Origin of the sequence: Bacillus sp. DC4300-2b2 (assembly GCF_049895685.1) — a bacterium.
Lineage (GTDB): Bacteria > Bacillota > Bacilli > Bacillales > Bacillaceae > Bacillus > Bacillus safensis.
Map to the genome: position 1 here is coordinate 545,134 of NZ_JAFCSW010000003.1, position 18,728 is coordinate 563,861.

An 18,728-nucleotide genomic window follows, 5' to 3' on the forward strand; every position below is an offset into this window, starting at 1 on the left:
AAATTTTATCAATATTAAGTACATCTGTCAAAGGAACGTGATGCTTTTATGATCTCAGCTACTAATCTACATAAATCTTATGGGCAGACCCATGTGTTAAAAGGCATTGATTTTTCCGTACAAGAAGGTGAAGTGGTTGCCATTATTGGACCGAGCGGATCAGGAAAAACAACACTTCTTCGCAGTTTAAACAGCCTCGATATTCCAGACAAAGGAGAGCTGACTGTTGGAGAAGCCACGATTCAATTTGAACAATATCATAAAAAAGATCTTTTAAAACTAAGGCAGCAATCTTCCATGGTATTTCAGCATTATCACTTGTTTCAAAATAAACGAGCACTTGAAAATATTACAGAGGGATTGATTGTGTCCCAAAACATGTCTAAGAAAGAAGCAGAAAAGGTTGGAGAGCAATTTTTAACGCGGATTGGACTGCTACATAAAAAGGATGCATTTCCGAGTGAATTATCCGGCGGTCAGCAGCAGCGGATTGGAATTGCCCGCGCTCTTGCGATGAATCCTGCGGTGCTTTTGTTTGATGAACCAACGTCCGCACTGGACCCAGAGATGGTTGGAGAAATCCTTGAAATGATCAAAGATATTGCAAGCCAAGGAATGACGATGGTCATTGTGACACATGAAATTTCCTTTGCAAAGGACGTAGCGGATACGGTGATCTTTATGGCAGATGGGGAAATTGTTGAAAAAGGCTCACCAGAAGACGTCCTGATAAAGCCACAGCATGAACGAACGAAACAATTTTTATCCAGAATCCATCGCGGAATGTGGCAAGAATCGGAGGAAGACATATGAAGCAAAAGACAGCATTCATGACAGCTGGTGTCCTCCTATTTCTCCTCGCTCTGATTGGCTGCAGCAGTGTAAAAACAACAACAGATGATGGGAAACAAATTGTGAAAGTCGCACTGAGCGCAGAGGTCAATCCACCCTTTTTAGCGACAAATGACCGAAACGAACCAATTGGCTATAACATTGATTATTTAAATGAAGTAGAAAAAAGACTTCCGCACATACATTTTGATTACATCTTTGGCGAGGAAGAATCCAATTTAATTGGTGTTGGCGCAGGGAAATTTGAAATGGCAGCTAATTGGTTTTTCAGTAACCCTGAACGTGAAAAGCGGTTTCTTTACCCTAAAGTTCCGTACGGCTATTCGATGACAGGTTTAATTGTGGATGAATCAAACCAGGATATTCAATCGCTTGACGATATGACATCTAAAAAGCTGGCTCCTGTCAGTCCTAGCGGCGGATTGCGTTCCATATTAAATCAATATAATGAAGAACATGATCCAGATATTCCGCTGACAACCATTGAAAGCCCTTCAAATGAACTCAACTTAAAGCGCGTTGAAAGCGGACGGTCCGATGCGGCCTTTATGAATATTTCGACCTTTGATACCATTCAAAAGCATCTGAACCTGAAGGTCAAAGTGGGCGGGATCGTGTCAAAGGAGCCGATCTATCTTGTCTTACAGCCAAGTCAAAAACAGCTTGCAGCAGATTTGGACCGGGTTACACAAGAGATGATTGATGATGGAACATTGCCTAAGCTTGCGAAAAAGTGGTTTGGGGTTGATTTCTTTCAAGATATTGACTACATCTCAGAGCAAGGCTATCAATATGAAGAAAGGAAGGAAGCGTCATGACGTTTACAGCTGGAGATTGGCTGCGGATCTTTTTACAGGTGCTTGAACGCCTGCCACTCACTTTTCTCATTATTGTAGTGTCATTGTTTTTCGCTATCATAATAGGACTTTTATTTGCATGCATTCGTATTAAGCAAATCCCAGTGCTGAAGCAATTGGCTGTTGTCTATTTATCTTTTACACGAAGTACGCCATTAATTGTTCAGTTATTCTTAATTTATTTTGGACTGCCTCAGCTTTTACTTGTGGCAGGAATTCAAATCAACCATTGGGATCGTGTGTTATTTGTGATGATGACGTTCTCTTTACATACGGGCGCTTATTTATCTGAAGTTTTTCGCAGTGCGTATTCATCAGTTGGAAAAGATCAGCTTGAAGCCGCCTACATTGTTGGGATGACAGATACACAGGCCTTGATCAGGATCATTATCCCACAGGCCTTTCTCATTGCCCTTCCAAACCTCGGAAATTACACCATTGATCTTGTGAAAGACACGGCGATTGCCTTTACGATCGGGCTCATCGATATTATGGGACAGGTGAAGATTATCTTAGGAAATAACTATGGAATCGGCATGTTTGAAGTATATGTGATCATTGCGATTGTGTACTGGCTCATTTGTATGAGCATTGAACTAGTCACCATGCTGCTTGAAAAGAAATTTGTAAAAGGCCGCACCAGCCTGTCACGTTAAGGAGGCGATTTGATGCAAACCATTGATATTCCATTTGCGATTGACCAAGTACCTCATATTCTAAAAGGCGTTCCTTTCACCTTATTAATTGCACTAGTTTCTATGGCTGTGAGTCTTGTGATCGGATCTGTTTTTGCTTTCATTCGTCTCTTTCGCATCCCTGTTCTCAGGCAGCTGGTCACGCTCTACGTCTCCTTTTTTAGAGGAACGCCTCTTATTGTTCAACTGTTCGCTTTCTTTTATGGGCTTCCTTTTGTTCTAAGTAGCATGAGCGGCTTCGGGCTAACCTTTCACCCGGATATGGTCTCCCCACTAGCTGTTGCCCTCATTACCTTCAGCCTGCATTCAGCCGCCCATTTAACAGAGGTGGTCCGAAGTGCACTTCTCGCAGTAGACAAAGGGCAGCTTGAAGCGGCAAAAATTGTAGGCATGACAACAAGGCAGGCGATGCTGCGCATTATTTTGCCGCAGGCATTTGTTGTGGCCTTACCGAACCTAGGCAATCAGCTCGTCCAGCTATTAAAAGCGACATCTCTTTCGTTTACAATTGGAGTACTCGAAATCATGGGTATTTCCCGGATCATCGCAAATGACGGCTATCAGTTTTTAGAAACTTATCTCGTCTCTGCTTTGATCTATTGGCTGCTAAGCATTTTCTTTGAATTAGCTTTTACATTATTAGAGAAACGTGTCAGCGTGTACGGAAGAACTCTCGGACGTTAAAAAGTCGATCAGGCACAAAAACCTGATCGACTTTTTTATTCACCTTTTTTTGGGGTGTTAAACAGTTCTTTCGGTGCGGGTTTGAGCTTTGGTGCTGAGCCGAATACGACAGGTGCAGAAATATATCTGAACTCTCCTTTTCCATCCATGCTGCGGCCATGTGCCCATCTGCCTTCCTTGCTTTCTTCCCCTCTTGAGAAGTTAAACAAGTCATAGGATACTTGCTGTTTTTCTAGTGAACGAGGGAAGGTGGTTGGTACGACGACATCCCCTTCTCGCTCTTCTAATTCCTTAATTGCGGCAAGCCACATATTTTGATGATATGTATCACGAGCAATGAGGAAGGAAAGCATATCCTTGACACCGCGGTCATCTGTCATTTCGTAAAGCCTTGTGACCTGAAGTCTCCCCTGTGATTCTGCATTTAAATTGGCTCTGAAATCCGCCATTAAATTTCCGCTTGCAATGATATACTTGGCATTCCACGGATACCCTTGACTATCCGCTGCCATCGCCCCTAAGCCGGCAACAATTGCATGCTGCGGGTTCATTCCGCCCATAACAGCCGCAAGTGCTGGATCGCTTTGATACGCCTGTTCCTGTTCTTTTACCGGTGCTTTATCAAGCAGACGTGCGATCATCGTCGCTAGCATTTCGACATGGCCGATTTCCTCTGTCCCAATATCAAATAATAAATCCCTATATTTTTGGTCTGCCCGGCAATTAAAGCCTTGAAATAAATATTGCATCATCACACTGATTTCACCATATTGACCGCCTAATACTTCTTGCAGCTTTTTCGCGTAAAGCGGATCAGGCTTTGAGGGCTTTGCTTCATATTGCAATTCTTTGATGTGATAAAACATGATGTCATCTCCCTTATTATTAAACATCTTTTCAATTATCACTATTCAACCGCAGCTCTCTTTATGAAAATGACCTGATCACATAAAAAAAGAGAATGGCTTATGCCATCCTCTTTGTTATCTTACTTATTCAGCACTGACTAAAATTTTCACTTGATCTTTTTCATTGATTAATGCATGGAAGCCATCCTCAATCACATCGTCCAGCTTGATTTTTTTCGTGACGAGTGTGTCTGCAGAGAAATAGCCTTTTCTCATTAAGTTTAATACAGATGGGAATACGTCTCTATAGCCGATAATTCCTTTTACTGTACGTTCTTTAATGACAATGTCATTCGGCATAATTTCTGCGCCTTTTTCCCAAATACTCACAATGACTGTTTCGCCTGAAATTCTAGTTGATTGGATTGCTTGCTTCAATACAACAGGTACACCTGTCACTTCAAAAGAAACATCGACGCCACCGTTTGTACGGCGTGCGATTTCTTGAACAACATCTTCATACTGAGAAGGATCCACAATGATCGCTCCAAGCTCTTTTGCTTTCTCTTGGCGTTCTTTTGATAATTCAACTGCATAAATATCAGTAGCACCGGCTGCTTTTAATGCTTCAATGACAAGTAAACCAATTGGTCCACAGCCAAACACAGCCGCTGTATCCCCAGCTTGTACTTTACTAGAACGTACCGCATATAAAGCAACTGCAGAAGGCTCGACAAGCGCGCCTTGCTCATATGAAATTTCGTCTGGTAATAAATGAAGTAATTCTTCATCGACTGATACATATTCAGAGAATCCACCGCCGCCTCCGGCAAGTCCTAAAAAGCCCATGTTTTCATCTAAGTTATAAGCACCTTGATGCCCGTGAGTTGCAAAAATAGGTTCTACAACCACTCGATCGCCTACTTTGTAATTGCTCACGCCTTCTCCTACTTCAACAACTTCTCCAGAGAACTCGTGTCCCAGCGTAACTGGTGCTTTTTCTTTTGTAAGTGGATGAGGTTCATTCACAGGAATGAAGATCGGTCCGCCTAAATATTCATGTAAATCACTACCGCAAATGCCGCACCATTTTACCTTCAGTTTCACTTTTCCTGGGGCAACTGTTGGTTCGTCAATTTCCTCTAGTCGAATGTCCTTTTGATCGTGCCAGCGTAGTGCTTTCATTTGTAAGACTCCTTTTCTCATCAATTTAATTAACTTACTTAAATAATGATAACATAATTTTTTTAATTTTCTAAGTAGGATGCACTATTTTTTTGGCAGTCAATGGACGAAAGATGACAAAACATAGCAATAGACAGATAAGAAGCATACATATACACCCAATGATGACGGAGATTCTGATTGAAAAAGCATGAGCGAGCCCGCCGAATATTCCTGTTATGGCTATTGTCAAAATGGCTTCAATTAAAGCATAAAAGCTGGCTATCCTTCCCATCACCTCTACTGGGATATTTGTTTGATAGAACGTCATAAAACCTGTATTTGCAAAAGCTAAAAAGAAGGCTAATATAAAAAAACCACCGGCTGCTACAAATAGTGTGCTGGAAAATGCATAAATAAGATAGCCAAACGCCACAAACAAACTGCCGATTCCAAGCATCAGCGAAACTGACAGCCTTTCGACAATGACCGAATTAAGACTTGCCCCTGCGATGATGCCTGCTCCAGCTATACTAACAAGAAGGCCATATTGAGTATCAGTCAGCATCAGTACTTCTTTTGCAAAGGCTGTTTCAAGTGAGTCAATGGCCGTAGGAAGGACCGATATCGCCGCACTAAATAATAAATATATCCCCATGATCTTGCGTGACGTCAAACTAAATCGCAGAACAAGCTTTGCATCCTCTTTTAACATTGAAAGGGAAAACTCCTTTTGGCCAGTATCTGTTTTGAGCAAATTCGGTAAACACATCGTTAACAGAGCAGATATCAAAAGGCAGCTCGCATTTACATAAATTGAAAGAACAGGCGTCCCGATTAAAAAAAGCAGACCTGCTGCTGCGGGTCCAAGTAAAAATCCACCGGATTGTAATAAAGAGCGAATGGCATTAAACCGTTTTCGGTTATCGGCCGGGATGAGTCCTGTCATATAAACCATCGACGCTGGATGAAACATCGCTTGTGCCATCTGTATGAAAAACACCATGACATACAGGATGAGCAAATGTCCTGAAAATAAGGCAAAAGGGATGCATGCAATGAGCAAAGCACGGGTAATATCTAAACTGATCATCACATTCCGCTGATTCAGCCTGTCAATCAAACTGCCAGACCAGCTATTTGTCAAAAGAGAAGCTGCCGGTCTTAGCAAATAAACTGCTGTTACAGCAAGTACAGAGCCCGTTTCTTGAAAAATAAGCAGATGGAGGGCAATCATATAAATCCATTCTCCTATGTTTGCGATCCCGATGGCTCCAAGCAAAATACTCATATCCCGCCAATGTTTTGTCATCATTGTCCCCCCTATTTGTCATAAAAAAAATCCCGCCCCCAAGACATTTCTGTCTTGAGGACGGGATTTACTCCGCGTTGCCACCTCAGTTCATTCATCTGTTGCCAGATGAACCTTAGCGGGTGATCATTCACCCTTCTCTGTAACGGGAGAAATTCGCTGCACCACCATCCGAGAGAATCCGGTGCAGAGCTAAGAGGCTTGGTTCCATCATGCTTCCCAGCTCCTTCTCAGCTTCACGGAGTTCTCTGTGTGGGGCAGCTATGATGTACTCTTCTCTATTTGCGCTGTGTCTTTTTTCATCACGATCTTCAGCTGAATTGTTACATATTGTACTGCGCCTCGAGCAAAGCGTCAATGTTTTTTTCATGTTAATCCGCATAAATCATTTTTCTAGTCATGCCGCCATCAACAACCAAATCTGTGCCGGTCACAAATTGATTGTCTTCATCTGTTAAATAAAAACAAGCTTTCACAATATCCTTTGGCGTGCCGACTCGATTGGAAAGATGCTGCTGATGGTCAATTTCTCGAAGACTTTTCTCATCCTTCGTTTCAATCCACCCAGGGGAAATGCTATTCACCGTAATGTGATCCTGACTAAAAGAAACCGCCAAGGCATGAGTAAGCGCGGAAATCCCGCCTTTTGATGCAGCATAAGCTTCCGTATGAGGCTCTGACATGGTCGCACGGGTGGATGAAATGTTCACAATGGAACCGCCTTTTGGATTCTCTTTCATATAACGTGCTGCTTCTCTAGCACATAAGAAAGTCCCTCTTACGTTTGTATGCAGGACATGATCCCACTCATCGACTGTTAATTCATAAGGTGATACTGTGCACATGACGCCTGCATTATTGATGAGAATATCAATCGTTTTACAGCGCTCCGCTGCAAACGACATTAAGCGCTGGATATCCTTCTCCTGTTTCACATCCGTTTTGATGAAATAAACTTCATAGGACTCTTTTCTCAGCTGCTCCTCCAAACGCTCCCCCTTCTCTTCATCTATATCCGCAAGCACCACACGCGCCCCTTCTTTTGCATAGCCGCAGGCGATCGCTTCACCAATTCCATTGGCTGCGCCTGTGATGATGACGGTTTTTCCTTTAAAATTCAGCATATGATTGATTCCTTTCTATGACTGGTATGAATGATTTACTTTTACCCTTTCCTGAAAAGAGCAATCCAGTCATCCACCTCTATTGATTCTATTTGATCCTCTGTCATTTTCAATCTATAAAATTGCTTTATTTTCTCGTTAGCATCTAACAAGTATTCTGTAACAATCTCTTCTTCCTTTAAATTTTTCGTTGTTCGCTTGACCCATTCTTGAAAAGGGTAACGTTTTTTTCGTTCCATTGATTTTACTTCTTTTATTCCTTCTGTTAAAAACAGTTCCCTCCATTGTTCTGTAGATAGACAGGAGACATGACTTGGGTCTCTCAATCGTTCTAGCTCATTGATAAATAGTGCAAGCTCTTCATCATTTGGCGAAACATTATCAATAAAGAAAAACAGACCATTTGACTTTAATACACGAGATGCCTCTTTGGCAAACTGTTCAGGGTGCGGGAAATGGTGTGCTGCAATTCGGCATGTGACCATATCAAATGTGCCATCTAAAAAAGGAAGGCTTTCTGCATCCGCTACTACATAAAAAATTTGTGGATACGCTTTTAAATGAAGTGATGTATGAGAAAGCATTTCTTTCGTTAAATCCGTCGCAAACACTTGTTTCACATATGGAGCCAGTGTTTTTGCGGTATGCCCGCCACCAGTTGCTATATCGAGAACGACCCAGCTTTCTTCTGGAGCTGCCCATTCAACAATTAGATCTAGGTCTGCTCCCTTTGCATGAGTTTGACTCGTCACATACTTTTCTGCATTTCTCCCAAATTGTTCTATAACTCTTCTTTTGGCTTGATCTGTATTCATCTGATTCCTCCCCTTTGAAATAGATTGGATTTTCCACAATAAAGAGCCGTCCCATTTTATTGAGCGGCTCCTTTCATGTTAAAAATTATCGAGAAAGCATCCCGTGCGGGTCAATGACAAATTTCTTCGCCACACCCGAATCAAAGTCACTATATCCTTTAGGAGCTTGATCAAGGTCAATGACGGTCGCATTGACGGCTTTGGCGATCTGTGCTCTTCCGCTTAAAATGGATTTCATTAGACTGCGATGATATTGCATAACAGGGGTTTGACCTGTCACAAAGGTATGAGCCTTCGCCCAGCCAAGTCCAATTCGCACTTTCAGAGAACCAACTTTTGCATCGGCATCCACTGCTCCTGGATCTTCTGTGACGTAAAGCCCTGGAATTCCAAGCTTGCCGCCAACTTTGGTAATATCCATAATTGTATTTAAAACGGTCGCTGGTGCTTCTCCCTGATCTCCATGGCCCGAAGCTTCAAAGCCAACACAATCGACGGCACAATCGACTTCTGGCTCCCCTAAAATATTCGTGATTTGTTCGCCGATTCGATCATGTTTTCGTAAATTGATCGTCTCGCAGCCGAAGCTTCTTGCCTGCTCCAGTCTTTGCTCATTCAGATCTCCAACAATCACAGCAGATGCGCCAAGAAGCTGAGCCGAATGAGCTGCTGCAAGACCTACTGGGCCAGCACCCGCAATATATACGGTCGAACCAGGCTTTACTCCTGCCGTATAAGCACCATGAAAACCTGTCGGGAAAATATCGGAAAGCATTGTGAGATCAAGGATTTTTTCCATCGCTTGATCTTTGTCTGGAAATTTGAGCAGCTGAAAATCTGCATATGGAACCATGACATACTCGGATTGACCGCCAACCCATCCGCCCATATCTACATATCCATAGGCAGATCCTGGACGGTCCGGGTTTACATTTAAGCACACATGGGTTTTTTGTTCCTTACACATGACGCAGCGTCCGCATGCAATATTAAACGGAACGGACACGAGATCTCCTTTTTGAATAAACTCCACATCTCGCCCAACTTCAACGACTTCACCTGTAATTTCATGACCAAGGACAAGTCCTTCAGGTGCAGTCGTACGCCCTCTTACCATGTGCTGATCACTTCCGCAAATATTCGTCGTCACTACTTTTAAAATGACGCCGTGCTCACATTTGCGCCCCACATTGGCTTTAGGTACACCCGGGCCATCTTTTAAGACCAAATCAGGGTATCCAATATCCTCAACTGCTACTTTTCCTGCTCCTTTATAAACGACACCTTTGTTTCCCGACATGATTTCATTCCTCCCTTTTGTTTAAAAATGAAGTCTCTACAATTTTCTCTATTTCTTAAGCAATTTCCTTCTTCAAACCGCACATTATGTGAAAAAGAAGGAGGAACATGTCTACGTGAGAAAGAAAAATGTGTCTTCCAGTGAAATAAAAAAGAAAATATTGAAAAAAAAGCTAAACTTTTGCAGAACGGTGTCGATATAAGAAATAAGCCAGACAGGTATCCTTAATCGACAAACAAATTCCTTATATATACTATCATTCCTTACACACCTGGCTGGCGCCTACCTTACATACAAAAGGCTCTTCTGATGAAGAGCCTTTATTTATTTTTACATTTGATTGCAGGCAAAGAGGCTCCTCCGACGAAGAGCCTCTTTTTGAGTGCTTGTTCATTACCTGGGAAATATTTTCATCATTTTAAAGCTTTGATACAGATGTATGTATCATAGTGATAAACCGAGACTTCTCTAAAGTGATACGCTGAAAATAGGCCGCTGATCTCCTGTTCACTGTACGAAGAAAAAGATTGTGACCGTTTTTGTTCCTTTACCAGCTCCTGCTTTTGGAAAGATAAGAATACTTCTCCATCTACTTGAAGGACGCGGTACACTTCCTTCATGACTTGCTCAATATCCTTCAAATAATAGATCGTCTGCACTGTAAATAATTTATTGAATGATCTGTCTTCAAAAGGTAAATGCTCTGCCTCACCAAGTGTGAAGACGGCTTTGTCCTGTTCGGCAAGCTTCTTATGTTTTCTTTTTGCATATTTGACCATATGACGAGAGGCATCCACTCCATATACTTTTCCGCGGTCAAGTTTTTCTGCTACCTTTGATAAGGTGATGCCTCTTCCAGTCCCAATTTCTAAAATTCGGTCATTTTCTTGTATATTTAAGAGTTGAAGCGTCCATTCATTGATATTATGATGATTTTTTTCCATATAGCGGGCAACCCATTTTGAGAACAAGCCTTTTGGTTCCCTCATTTGTTTTCCAATCCAGCTTTGAATCAATGTTAACACCTGCTTTTCACCAGTAAATAAAACTATTTACAAATTTTCTACTTTTCATATCGGCTCTCACCTAACAAAAATTAAGACCTAGTCCTAATTTATTTGTCCTTTATAAGACGCTTCTTTTCAGAAAATGTTTCGCAGAAAGTGAAAATTTTTTAACCTGAATAGGCGTTTTCATTATTTGTGCTTAGATTGATTTCGTTTTCTGCATGAGCTGCATAATTTATAAATGTATCTTGATTAGATAAAGGTGGTGCTAGATTATGGGCTTTGGCGGTTATTCTGGAGGCTACTGCGGTGGCTACGGTGGCGGTTTTGCAGGCGGATTCGCATTGCTTGTTGTACTGTTCATTTTGTTGATCATCATTGGTGCAAGCTGGATTTGCTAACGTAAAAGGAGCAGGAAACCATGACGTTTCCTGCTCCTTTTCTTTAATACCAATAAGTCCGGTACTGATACATATAACGTCTGAGCATTTCCTCTTGCTCTCTTTGCTTGCGGTATGGATTGCCGTACCCGTGCTTTAAGGAATGCGGAATGGATGCATATCCGTGCCCCACAGACGGGAACCTCATATATGGTGACATCGACATTTCATTGATCACCTCACAATCTCCTTTTACGGTTATCATATGTGCAGGTGATCAATGTGGAGCGTGTCTAAACCTGGTCCTTCTCCCTCGTATAACAATCAAGCATTGCAAGCATCATAAACATGTCAATCTCCTCCTTTTCACATTTTTCTTTTCCTGTTTTAGTTCATATACTTTAGTTGTTTCTGTTTCATTTCTTCATAAAATGTTTCGACTTCTTGTTCGTAAAGAACGGTCTCAATGTCCTTGTATTTACGCTTGATCGTCAAAGTAATAAAAAATAAATGGATTGTCATATACGTTCACCTCCCTTCAGTTCGCAGCACGCGAAATAGCCCGCAGATCTTCTTTATCAGTTGACCTGCGGGCACACAAAAATGCAGCTCAAAAGACAGTGTCTTCCAACCTGCACTGGATGATACGTGTGAAATCCTCGTTTACTTAAACAGTTTTGAAGCGTGCACCGTATAAGGCAAAGGAAGGACACGAACTCTTCCACAGGCTGATGACATGATGAAATTGTTGGTTGAATTGATCACAAGTAGATACGAATAACATATTCTTCAGCCTCCTTTACGTTTTTTTTTAATTACTTTGTAAGTATATCCAGCAAGCACCATTTTGTAAACCTGTTTTTAGTAATATAGATGATTTTTGTGTTTTTGACTAAATTTCTACAGTTATTCTTGTCCGATTGTCCAATACAATGAAAAAAGCCCCCTCAGGCACATGAGGAGACTTTCGAATTAATCTTCATCTAATTCTTGCAGTTTCTTTTGAAAGAAAATCGCACGTTTCACACAAACAAAAGCGGCTAATAAGAAAACACAATCTATTCCCATCATCAGCATTTTTGGAGATGCTTCGATGTGCTGGTTCGGTAAGATCGTACCAATATATAAAAAGGTGCTGACAGCAAGCAAAATAAAAGCGTACTGCTTGTAATCTGTCACTAAATCACTCCACTTTTTCTTCACTTGTTTCACCTTCCAGTTATCAATGTCTATTCATAGCTTAACATAGTGAGAGAAAGCGAGGAGCATGTAAATCTATCCATTCGCCAGCGCGCTAAGTCCTTGCTTGATATCATGTAGTAAATCATCAACATCTTCAATCCCAACGGAAATACGAATTAAACCATCTGTGATGCCAAGCTCCTCCCTGCGGTCTTTTGGAATGGACGCATGGGTCATCCGGGCAGGGACAGAAATTAAGCTTTCTACTGCTCCAAGGCTTTCTGCGATCGTAAACAGCTTTAGCTGGCTCAAAAATACATCAACATGTTCTTCTTTTCCAATATCAAAAGAGATCATTCCGCCGAAGCCAGATGCTTGTGTTTTCGCAAGTTCATGGCCAGGATGAGTACCGAGACCTGGATAATAAACACGTGTGACAGCTGGATGTTGCTTTAAAAACTCCGCGATTTTCTGTGCATTTTGTTGATGTGCTTCCATTCTTAGCCCAAGCGTTTTCATCCCTCTCATGAGAAGCCATGAATCCTGCGGTCCAAGAATTCCGCCTGTCGAGTTTTGAACAAAGTGCAGTTCTTCTCCAAGCTCTTTCGTCGCTGTGATAACAAGCCCGCCTACAACATCACTATGACCGCCTAAATATTTAGTCGCACTATGCAGAACAATGTCCGCACCATATTCAATCGGCCTTTGGAAATACGGTGTGAAAAATGTATTATCGACAATCATCAAGATGTTGGCTTCCTTTGTCAATTCGCCGATCGCTTTTAGATCCGTCATTTTGAGTAAAGGATTGGTTGGTGATTCAATGTAAACGGCTTTTGTTTCAGGTAAAATGGCTTTTTTCACCGCTTCAGGATCACTTGTGTCAACAAAGGTTGCAGTAATGCCAATGCGGTTTAGCACCTTTGTGATGACGCGGTAGGTTCCGCCATATACGTCATCTGTCAGCACAATATGATCCCCGCTGTTAAACAGCATCATCACAGCCGTAATGGCTGCCATCCCTGAACCAAATGCGTAGCCGTTTGCTCCTCCTTCAAGATCACGAATGACTGTTTCCAGTGCGGTTCTTGTTGGATTTGCTGTTCTGGAGTATTCATACCCCGTATGTTCGCCTGCTTTTGGCTGCTTATACGTGCTCACTTGGTAAATAGGTACAGACACGGCGCCTGTTCTTTCATCACCCGTTGTTCCACTGTGAATCATCATTGTTTTTGGTTTCATTCTATTTTCCTCCCTCATAAATTCCTTTACTTAAATATCGCTCACTGCTATCAGGAAAAATGGTCACAATGACTGTCCCAGGTGCTGCTTTCTTTGCTTCCTCTAAAGCGGCAAATAAGGCGGCACCAGAAGAGCTGCCGATGAGAACACCTTCTTTTTCAGCTGCTTCTTTCACCATTTGAAACGCATCATCATCACTGACAGTGTAAATCTCATCGAATAAAGCCTGCTCCATATAATCTGGGATAAATTCAAGACCAATTCCTTCCGTTCTATGCGGGCCCGGATCCCCGCCATTTAAAATTGACCCTTCAGGCTCCACAACAACCGTTTTTAACGACGGATGCTGCTCTTTTAAATAGGCGGCACAACCTTGAAAAGTCCCACCAGATCCTGCTCCTGCGACGAATACATCGATATTCCCTTTTAAGTCGGACCATAATTCCGGACCAAGCGTTCTGTAGTAAGTCAATGGATTTACTTGGTTTTTAAATTGTAAAACACAATAGGCATTGTCAAGGCTTGCCTCTAGTTCAAGGGCTCGATCAATCGCACCCTTCATGCCTTCATTTCTTGGCGTATGAATAATCTCTGCACCGAGCGCCTTCATCATCTGTTGTTTTTCTTGACTAAAATGTTCTGGTACACAAAAAATGGTCTGCAATTGATGCTTTCTTGCACTTAGGGCAAGCCCAATTCCTGTGTTTCCAGCAGTTGCTTCAATAATGGTTCCGCCTGGACGCAGCTTGCCAGATGCTAATGCTTCTCTGATGAGCATATCACCTAAACGATCTTTAATACTTCCACCTGGATTCATCATCTCAAGCTTTGCATACACCTCAACGCCTTCTGGGACGCCAATCCCTGACAGCTTTAAAAGCGGTGTGCGGCCAATTAATTCGGTAATATCCTTTATGACAGCCATATAATTCCCTTCCTTTGCATGGAAAAGAAGGGGGAAACCCCTTCTTTTATTGTGTTTGCTTTATCATACGCAAGACAAGGTCGGTTGAGTGAATCGCTGCTTGCTCAAGGAATTGATCAAAGGAGATATTGGATTCTTTCCCTGCAATATCTGATAGCGCACGAACGACAACAAATGGCGTACCAAAGAGCTGGCAGACCTGTGCAACAGCTGCAGCTTCCATTTCCACCGCATATAGCTCTGGAAACTTCTCTCTTACAAACGCTACACGATCCGGATCATTCATAAATGAATCTCCTGTTGCAATTGTTCCTTTTGCCACTTGAATATGATCGATCTCTAAAGCAGATTCCTCTGCCAGCTTTACAAGCTTTTCATCTGCAATGAAAGCAGCTGGAAGTCCCGGCACTTGTCCATATTCGTAATCAAAGATGGTCACATCTACATCATGATGTCTCACATCAGTAGAGATGACAATATCACCTACATTTAATGAGTGATGGAAACCGCCAGCAGATCCTGTATTGATCACATAATCTGGCTGAAAGCGGTCAAGCAGTAATGTTGTGCTGACCGCTGCATTTACTTTTCCAATCCCTGATTTTAATAAAATCACTTCTTTATCTTCATAAACACCTGTTGTAAATTCACACCCAGCGATGTTTTCTTGTGTAGCATTCTTTAGTTGATCTCTTAAAATCGTCACTTCTTCTTCCATTGCACCTATAACTGCGATTTTCAAAACAAAACATCCTTTCATTCCCTTTTCTTTGCTTCTACGATCCAAACAAAATCATTCATTTGATGAAAGGATGTGTTAAAACCCTCTTCTTCAAAGATTTGCTTTAACACATCAATGGATGGATAATATTCCGTTTCTAAATCCTCTACAAGCTGATCGAACCCTGCAGCTCTCGCTTTGTCGATTTCAGCTTGATGTGCTGCTTGATTTTGAAACATTGTATCAGCAAAGACTATTTTACCATCTGAGTGAAGGATGTTGCTATAGGTGTGAATGGCTTGTTTTTTTTCTTCATCCGTTAAATGGTGGAATGCATATGAGCTGACGATCGTATCCGGCTCAAAAGGCGGCGCTGGAAATGATAAAAAATCTCCATCATGAAATATATTTGGTATTCCTTTTTGAAGAGCTGCTTTCTTCATGGCATCTGATGGTTCAACACCAAACACGTTTTTATCAGCTGCAAGCAGGAGCGCTGTTAGATTCCCCGTACCGCTTCCAAACTCAAGAACATATTGGCCTGAACGGCGGGCAATTTCTTTTAGAATAGCCGGATACCGGCGAAACACTTCTTTATACTGCTCGTCATGACCACTTACCGTGTCGTCATAAGAGTCAGCCCAATGATCAAATAAAGAAAGAAATTCACGTCCCATTTTCTTTCCCTCCACTTTATCTATTTATTCCTATGCGTATAGTATGTTTTATTCCGTCGAACAGTTCCTATCCTACCACAACTTCTGTTTCTTTCCTACTAAAAAATACTGGGAGAGGCCGAAAAATATTTGCCCTTCTGAGGGAGAGAGATTAAGATGAATGAAGAGTATAGAGAGGTGAATCAAATGGATTTTCAGCTGGATTTTTTAAAGGATAAAATTGAATTTTTTGAAGCAACATCTTTAAAAGAACTTGAACAAAAGATCCAAAAACAAATTGAACATAATCAGGCGATTCTGCTGACCGTTCATTCTGTCAGCCATCAAACGACCGTGATCGATGAGCGGATTTTGTATACAGCAGTTGTTCATTTTAAAGCGAATGTTTAAACAAAAAAGATAGCATATTTGCTATCTTTTTTTCATGTTTATCTTAATTTTTCAACCTTCACAGGTTTCCAGCCTTTTGCATCTACCCACGTAATTTCCACGCGGTAGCGTTCACCTGTTGCTTTATCACGGATGGTTCCTTTTGCATCTTGAGGACCTCCGTTATTTCCTAACCAAAGGACTGTCATTTGATCTTCTGAAATTCCTGTCGCATAGGACATGGCTTTGATCATTTCTTTCCAGTCTTTTGAGCTCGAATCATAGGTTGCTGTATGTGAACCGGATTGCTCTGTTCCTACAGGCTCCCAGTCATCGTTTTCGTATGTTTTGTCGACGTCACTTGTTTTACCGCCGTCTGTTTCTTTGGCGTCTTTTAACGCATTTTTATTAGGTTTTTCTTCATCATCTGTCTTCTTCGTATCGTCGTCTTGATCAGATGAATCATCTTTTTTTGCATCTGAATCATCGGATGTGTCTTTCTTTGGATCTTTCACATCTTCTTCTGAGTTTTGTTTATTTTCACTTGTTGCAGGTGCCGTTTTAGATGGCTCTTTCGCTACATCTGGATCTTTCGGCTTATTAAAAATTAACAAACTCGATGCGACAACCAAAATAAGCACCACAACGATACCAATTAATATGTTAAGCACCATATTTGCCTTTCTGCGCTTATCACGATGTTCAAATCGAGAATTTCTACTCAAAATCTCTGCACTCCTTTGCCTCTGTTCCCTAAGTCGTTTACTATTCTAACATGACATGAAGGGATGTTCTATGTCTGTTTCTTTTCAATTTCATTGACCTTTTTTACAATATCATAAAACGCATCATTTGTCTTAGCCCGGCCACTTGTCTCATCAAGGTGAACAACGACAAGGGCGTATTTTGGTTTTTCTACCGGAAAGTATCCAGCAAACCACTTATGATAAAGCGGATTCCCCTTTTTGTCTTGACCGCCGGTTTGGGCAGTACCTGATTTCCCCGCTACTTTGTATGGCAAATCTTGAAACCTTCTTCCAGTTCCCTTGTCAGAGGTCACCACCTGTCTTAAGAATTTTTGCAGCTTTTGAGCTGTATAGCGGTCTATACTGGCACCTTCAGGCCGTTTGTTTTGAAAGGACAGCATCGTTGTTCCGTTTTGATACAGCACTTTTTCTGCGATTTTCACTTCTTTTCGTTCTCCTCCTCTTGCGATCGTAGCCATCATATTCGCGATTTGCAGAGGAGTCGTTTTGACATTTTTTTGTCCTATTGCGGTTTGTGCAATGGCTTTTTTGACATGCTTGTCTCTTTTATCTCCCCACACACTGCCTGTTTCTTCACGATCAAACTGTTTGAAGTGCTGCTTATGATAGACATCCCCTTCCCAGCCAGCTCGATCGATGAGTCCAAGCTTTGCAGCCGTCTTTTCGATGATTTGATTATCTGTTTGAATGAGCCTTTCAGCAAGTGTCGCAAAGGTATAATTGCAGCTCTCTGAGAAACTGTCCGTCAGATTTAGCACTTCCTGTTTTCCTTCAGGCTCTCCATATAAATTCTTTCGACAGTCATACATGGTTTGTGGCTGGTCAAGTTTTTTTTCGATTGCTGCGGCAAGCACAGCCGTTTTAAAGACAGAGCCTGGTGCAATAGCTGTCAGCATGTAATTTCTTGCCTCATGCCGGTTTTTGCTTGTGACATTTGGGGTACTCGCCATCGCCAGCACACTGCTTTTTTCAATGTCGAGCAGAACGGCACCGCCTTTTTCAACGCCTTGTTCTTTGAGCACCTTTTCCATTTCAGCCTGCATGTCTTCATCTATTGTTGTCTGTACCTGAAGTGGATAAAAGGAATGAGCTTCTGCTGTATATTTGACGTCCATACCGAACAAAGGGTTTCCCCTTCCGTCCACATGATATAACAATTTTGTGTCTTGCTCGGGTAATAGAAATTCGTCAAAGGTGCTTTCCAGTCCAAATGTGCCGATTTCAGTACGAATAGAAAGCTCTTTTTTGTCAGGATACCGCTTTCTCAATAGTTCTGGATTCTCGCTTGTGAAACCTAATGTGTGGAGGGCAAGTCTTTTTTTGTCCTTCTCTTTCATATATACGCCGTACACACCTGAATATTTCATATCATTGATGTCTTTCAGCTTTTTTTTCGTGATGTCATCTTTTAAAATGAGCGGTTTTTTCGTTTCTGTTAACTGTTTTTTGAGTTCATTCTCTTCTATCTCAAGAATAGAGGCGGTTTGCTGTAAGCGCGGAAGATCATATTGCAGGAAAGGAAATAAGATAACCGCGGGCTGTTCTTTTGTAAGAAGTGCTTGGCCGTTTCGATCTAAAAACTCACCGCGCCCGTCTGAAATGACGACTTCTTCTGTTCTTTGTTTGACACTTTCTTGTATTAAATTGATATCAAGCTTTGAAAACGATTCTGTGAAGAATAGCTGAATTTCTGCCAGTCTCATCATAAGACCGAGCAATAGCATAAAAATAATCGCACCTGTCCATTGAATTCTTCTTTTGCGCATAAAAACACCTCGTCCCTATTGTGGACGAGGTGTTTACCTGA

The 18,728-nt window shown here is 41.7% G+C and carries 22 protein-coding genes; 6 read left to right on the forward strand and 16 right to left on the reverse strand.

What is annotated here, in order from left to right; translation table 11 throughout:
• Positions 1-48 precede the first annotated feature (48 nt).
• From ACP69X_RS12800 to ACP69X_RS12815, 4 genes are read left to right on the forward strand one after another with little or no spacing between them, the layout of a single operon-like run.
• Complete coding sequence (locus ACP69X_RS12800; protein WP_041086341.1) at positions 49-813, forward strand: amino acid ABC transporter ATP-binding protein; 765 nt, start codon at positions 49-51, stop codon at positions 811-813.
• Complete coding sequence (locus tag ACP69X_RS12805; protein WP_041086344.1) at positions 810-1,670, forward strand: amino acid ABC transporter substrate-binding protein; 861 nt, start codon at positions 810-812, stop codon at positions 1,668-1,670. The genes ACP69X_RS12800 and ACP69X_RS12805 overlap by 4 nt, the downstream gene beginning before the upstream one ends.
• Complete coding sequence (locus ACP69X_RS12810; RefSeq protein WP_041086347.1) at positions 1,667-2,365, forward strand: amino acid ABC transporter permease; 699 nt, start codon at positions 1,667-1,669, stop codon at positions 2,363-2,365. The genes ACP69X_RS12805 and ACP69X_RS12810 overlap by 4 nt, the downstream gene beginning before the upstream one ends.
• A gap of 12 nt (positions 2,366-2,377) precedes the next feature.
• The gene (locus ACP69X_RS12815; RefSeq protein WP_305960333.1) at positions 2,378-3,088 is read left to right on the forward strand and encodes an amino acid ABC transporter permease; all 711 of its coding nucleotides are present in this window, start codon (positions 2,378-2,380) and stop codon (positions 3,086-3,088) included.
• 35 nt (positions 3,089-3,123) lie between these two features.
• Here the strand turns inward: ACP69X_RS12815 and ACP69X_RS12820 are convergent, their stop codons facing one another.
• The 7 genes from ACP69X_RS12820 to ACP69X_RS12850 form a co-directional block, all read right to left on the reverse strand.
• Positions 3,124-3,954 carry a manganese catalase family protein gene (locus tag ACP69X_RS12820; RefSeq protein ID WP_041086351.1) on the reverse strand — a complete coding sequence of 277 codons (831 nt, stop codon included), beginning with the start codon at positions 3,952-3,954 and terminating at the stop codon, positions 3,124-3,126.
• Between the two features lie 126 nt (positions 3,955-4,080).
• Positions 4,081-5,121, reverse strand: coding sequence for a 2,3-butanediol dehydrogenase (locus ACP69X_RS12825; protein ID WP_041086353.1), 1,041 nt, complete (start codon positions 5,119-5,121; stop codon positions 4,081-4,083).
• A 70-nt stretch (positions 5,122-5,191) separates the two neighbouring features.
• On the reverse strand, positions 5,192-6,412 hold the full coding sequence (locus ACP69X_RS12830; RefSeq protein ID WP_411264287.1) for an MFS transporter: 1,221 nt from the start codon (positions 6,410-6,412) through the stop codon (positions 5,192-5,194).
• Positions 6,413-6,783: 371 nt separating this feature from the next.
• Entirely contained in the window at positions 6,784-7,533 is a 750-nt protein-coding gene (locus tag ACP69X_RS12835) for a glucose 1-dehydrogenase (protein ID WP_426052760.1), read from the reverse strand.
• 44 nt (positions 7,534-7,577) lie between these two features.
• Positions 7,578-8,351, reverse strand: coding sequence for a class I SAM-dependent methyltransferase (locus ACP69X_RS12840; RefSeq protein ID WP_426052721.1), 774 nt, complete (start codon positions 8,349-8,351; stop codon positions 7,578-7,580).
• Between the two features lie 85 nt (positions 8,352-8,436).
• A complete protein-coding gene (gene fdhA, locus ACP69X_RS12845; protein WP_024423097.1) occupies positions 8,437-9,651 on the reverse strand; it encodes a formaldehyde dehydrogenase, glutathione-independent in 1,215 nt (404 codons plus the stop codon).
• Positions 9,652-10,064: 413 nt separating this feature from the next.
• Entirely contained in the window at positions 10,065-10,667 is a 603-nt protein-coding gene (locus ACP69X_RS12850) for a class I SAM-dependent methyltransferase (RefSeq protein WP_426052761.1), read from the reverse strand.
• Between the two features lie 266 nt (positions 10,668-10,933).
• Between ACP69X_RS12850 and ACP69X_RS12855 the strand changes: the two genes are divergently transcribed.
• The gene (locus tag ACP69X_RS12855; protein WP_008342643.1) at positions 10,934-11,059 is read left to right on the forward strand and encodes a YjcZ family sporulation protein; all 126 of its coding nucleotides are present in this window, start codon (positions 10,934-10,936) and stop codon (positions 11,057-11,059) included.
• A 43-nt stretch (positions 11,060-11,102) separates the two neighbouring features.
• Here the strand turns inward: ACP69X_RS12855 and ACP69X_RS12860 are convergent, their stop codons facing one another.
• From ACP69X_RS12860 to ACP69X_RS12890, 7 genes are all read right to left on the reverse strand, one after another.
• A complete protein-coding gene (locus ACP69X_RS12860) occupies positions 11,103-11,264 on the reverse strand; it encodes a hypothetical protein (RefSeq protein ID WP_411264352.1) in 162 nt (53 codons plus the stop codon).
• Between the two features lie 161 nt (positions 11,265-11,425).
• Positions 11,426-11,560, reverse strand: a complete 135-nt coding sequence (locus tag ACP69X_RS12865; protein WP_064497892.1) for a YrzI family small protein — start codon at positions 11,558-11,560, stop codon at positions 11,426-11,428.
• 450 nt (positions 11,561-12,010) lie between these two features.
• Positions 12,011-12,241, reverse strand: coding sequence for a YrhC family protein (locus ACP69X_RS12870; RefSeq protein ID WP_034279976.1), 231 nt, complete (start codon positions 12,239-12,241; stop codon positions 12,011-12,013).
• A 72-nt stretch (positions 12,242-12,313) separates the two neighbouring features.
• A complete protein-coding gene (locus tag ACP69X_RS12875; protein ID WP_426052722.1) occupies positions 12,314-13,462 on the reverse strand; it encodes a bifunctional cystathionine gamma-lyase/homocysteine desulfhydrase in 1,149 nt (382 codons plus the stop codon).
• Between the two features lies 1 nt (position 13,463).
• Positions 13,464-14,387 (reverse strand): PLP-dependent cysteine synthase family protein, encoded by a 924-nt coding sequence (locus ACP69X_RS12880; protein ID WP_269103237.1) that lies wholly within the window; start codon positions 14,385-14,387, stop codon positions 13,464-13,466.
• A 46-nt stretch (positions 14,388-14,433) separates the two neighbouring features.
• Entirely contained in the window at positions 14,434-15,129 is a 696-nt protein-coding gene (gene mtnN / locus ACP69X_RS12885) for a 5'-methylthioadenosine/S-adenosylhomocysteine nucleosidase (RefSeq protein WP_024423101.1), read from the reverse strand.
• Positions 15,130-15,143: 14 nt separating this feature from the next.
• Positions 15,144-15,785, reverse strand: coding sequence for a class I SAM-dependent DNA methyltransferase (locus ACP69X_RS12890; RefSeq protein WP_426052723.1), 642 nt, complete (start codon positions 15,783-15,785; stop codon positions 15,144-15,146).
• A gap of 186 nt (positions 15,786-15,971) precedes the next feature.
• Here ACP69X_RS12890 and ACP69X_RS12895 point away from each other — a divergent pair, with 186 nt between their 5' ends.
• A complete protein-coding gene (locus ACP69X_RS12895) occupies positions 15,972-16,175 on the forward strand; it encodes a YrzA family protein (protein ID WP_024423103.1) in 204 nt (67 codons plus the stop codon).
• A gap of 38 nt (positions 16,176-16,213) precedes the next feature.
• Here ACP69X_RS12895 and ACP69X_RS12900 read toward each other — a convergent pair whose 3' ends face one another.
• A complete protein-coding gene (locus tag ACP69X_RS12900) occupies positions 16,214-16,879 on the reverse strand; it encodes a YrrS family protein (RefSeq protein WP_073979780.1) in 666 nt (221 codons plus the stop codon).
• A gap of 68 nt (positions 16,880-16,947) precedes the next feature.
• Complete coding sequence (locus tag ACP69X_RS12905; protein ID WP_426052724.1) at positions 16,948-18,687, reverse strand: peptidoglycan D,D-transpeptidase FtsI family protein; 1,740 nt, start codon at positions 18,685-18,687, stop codon at positions 16,948-16,950.
• Positions 18,688-18,728 lie beyond the last annotated feature (41 nt).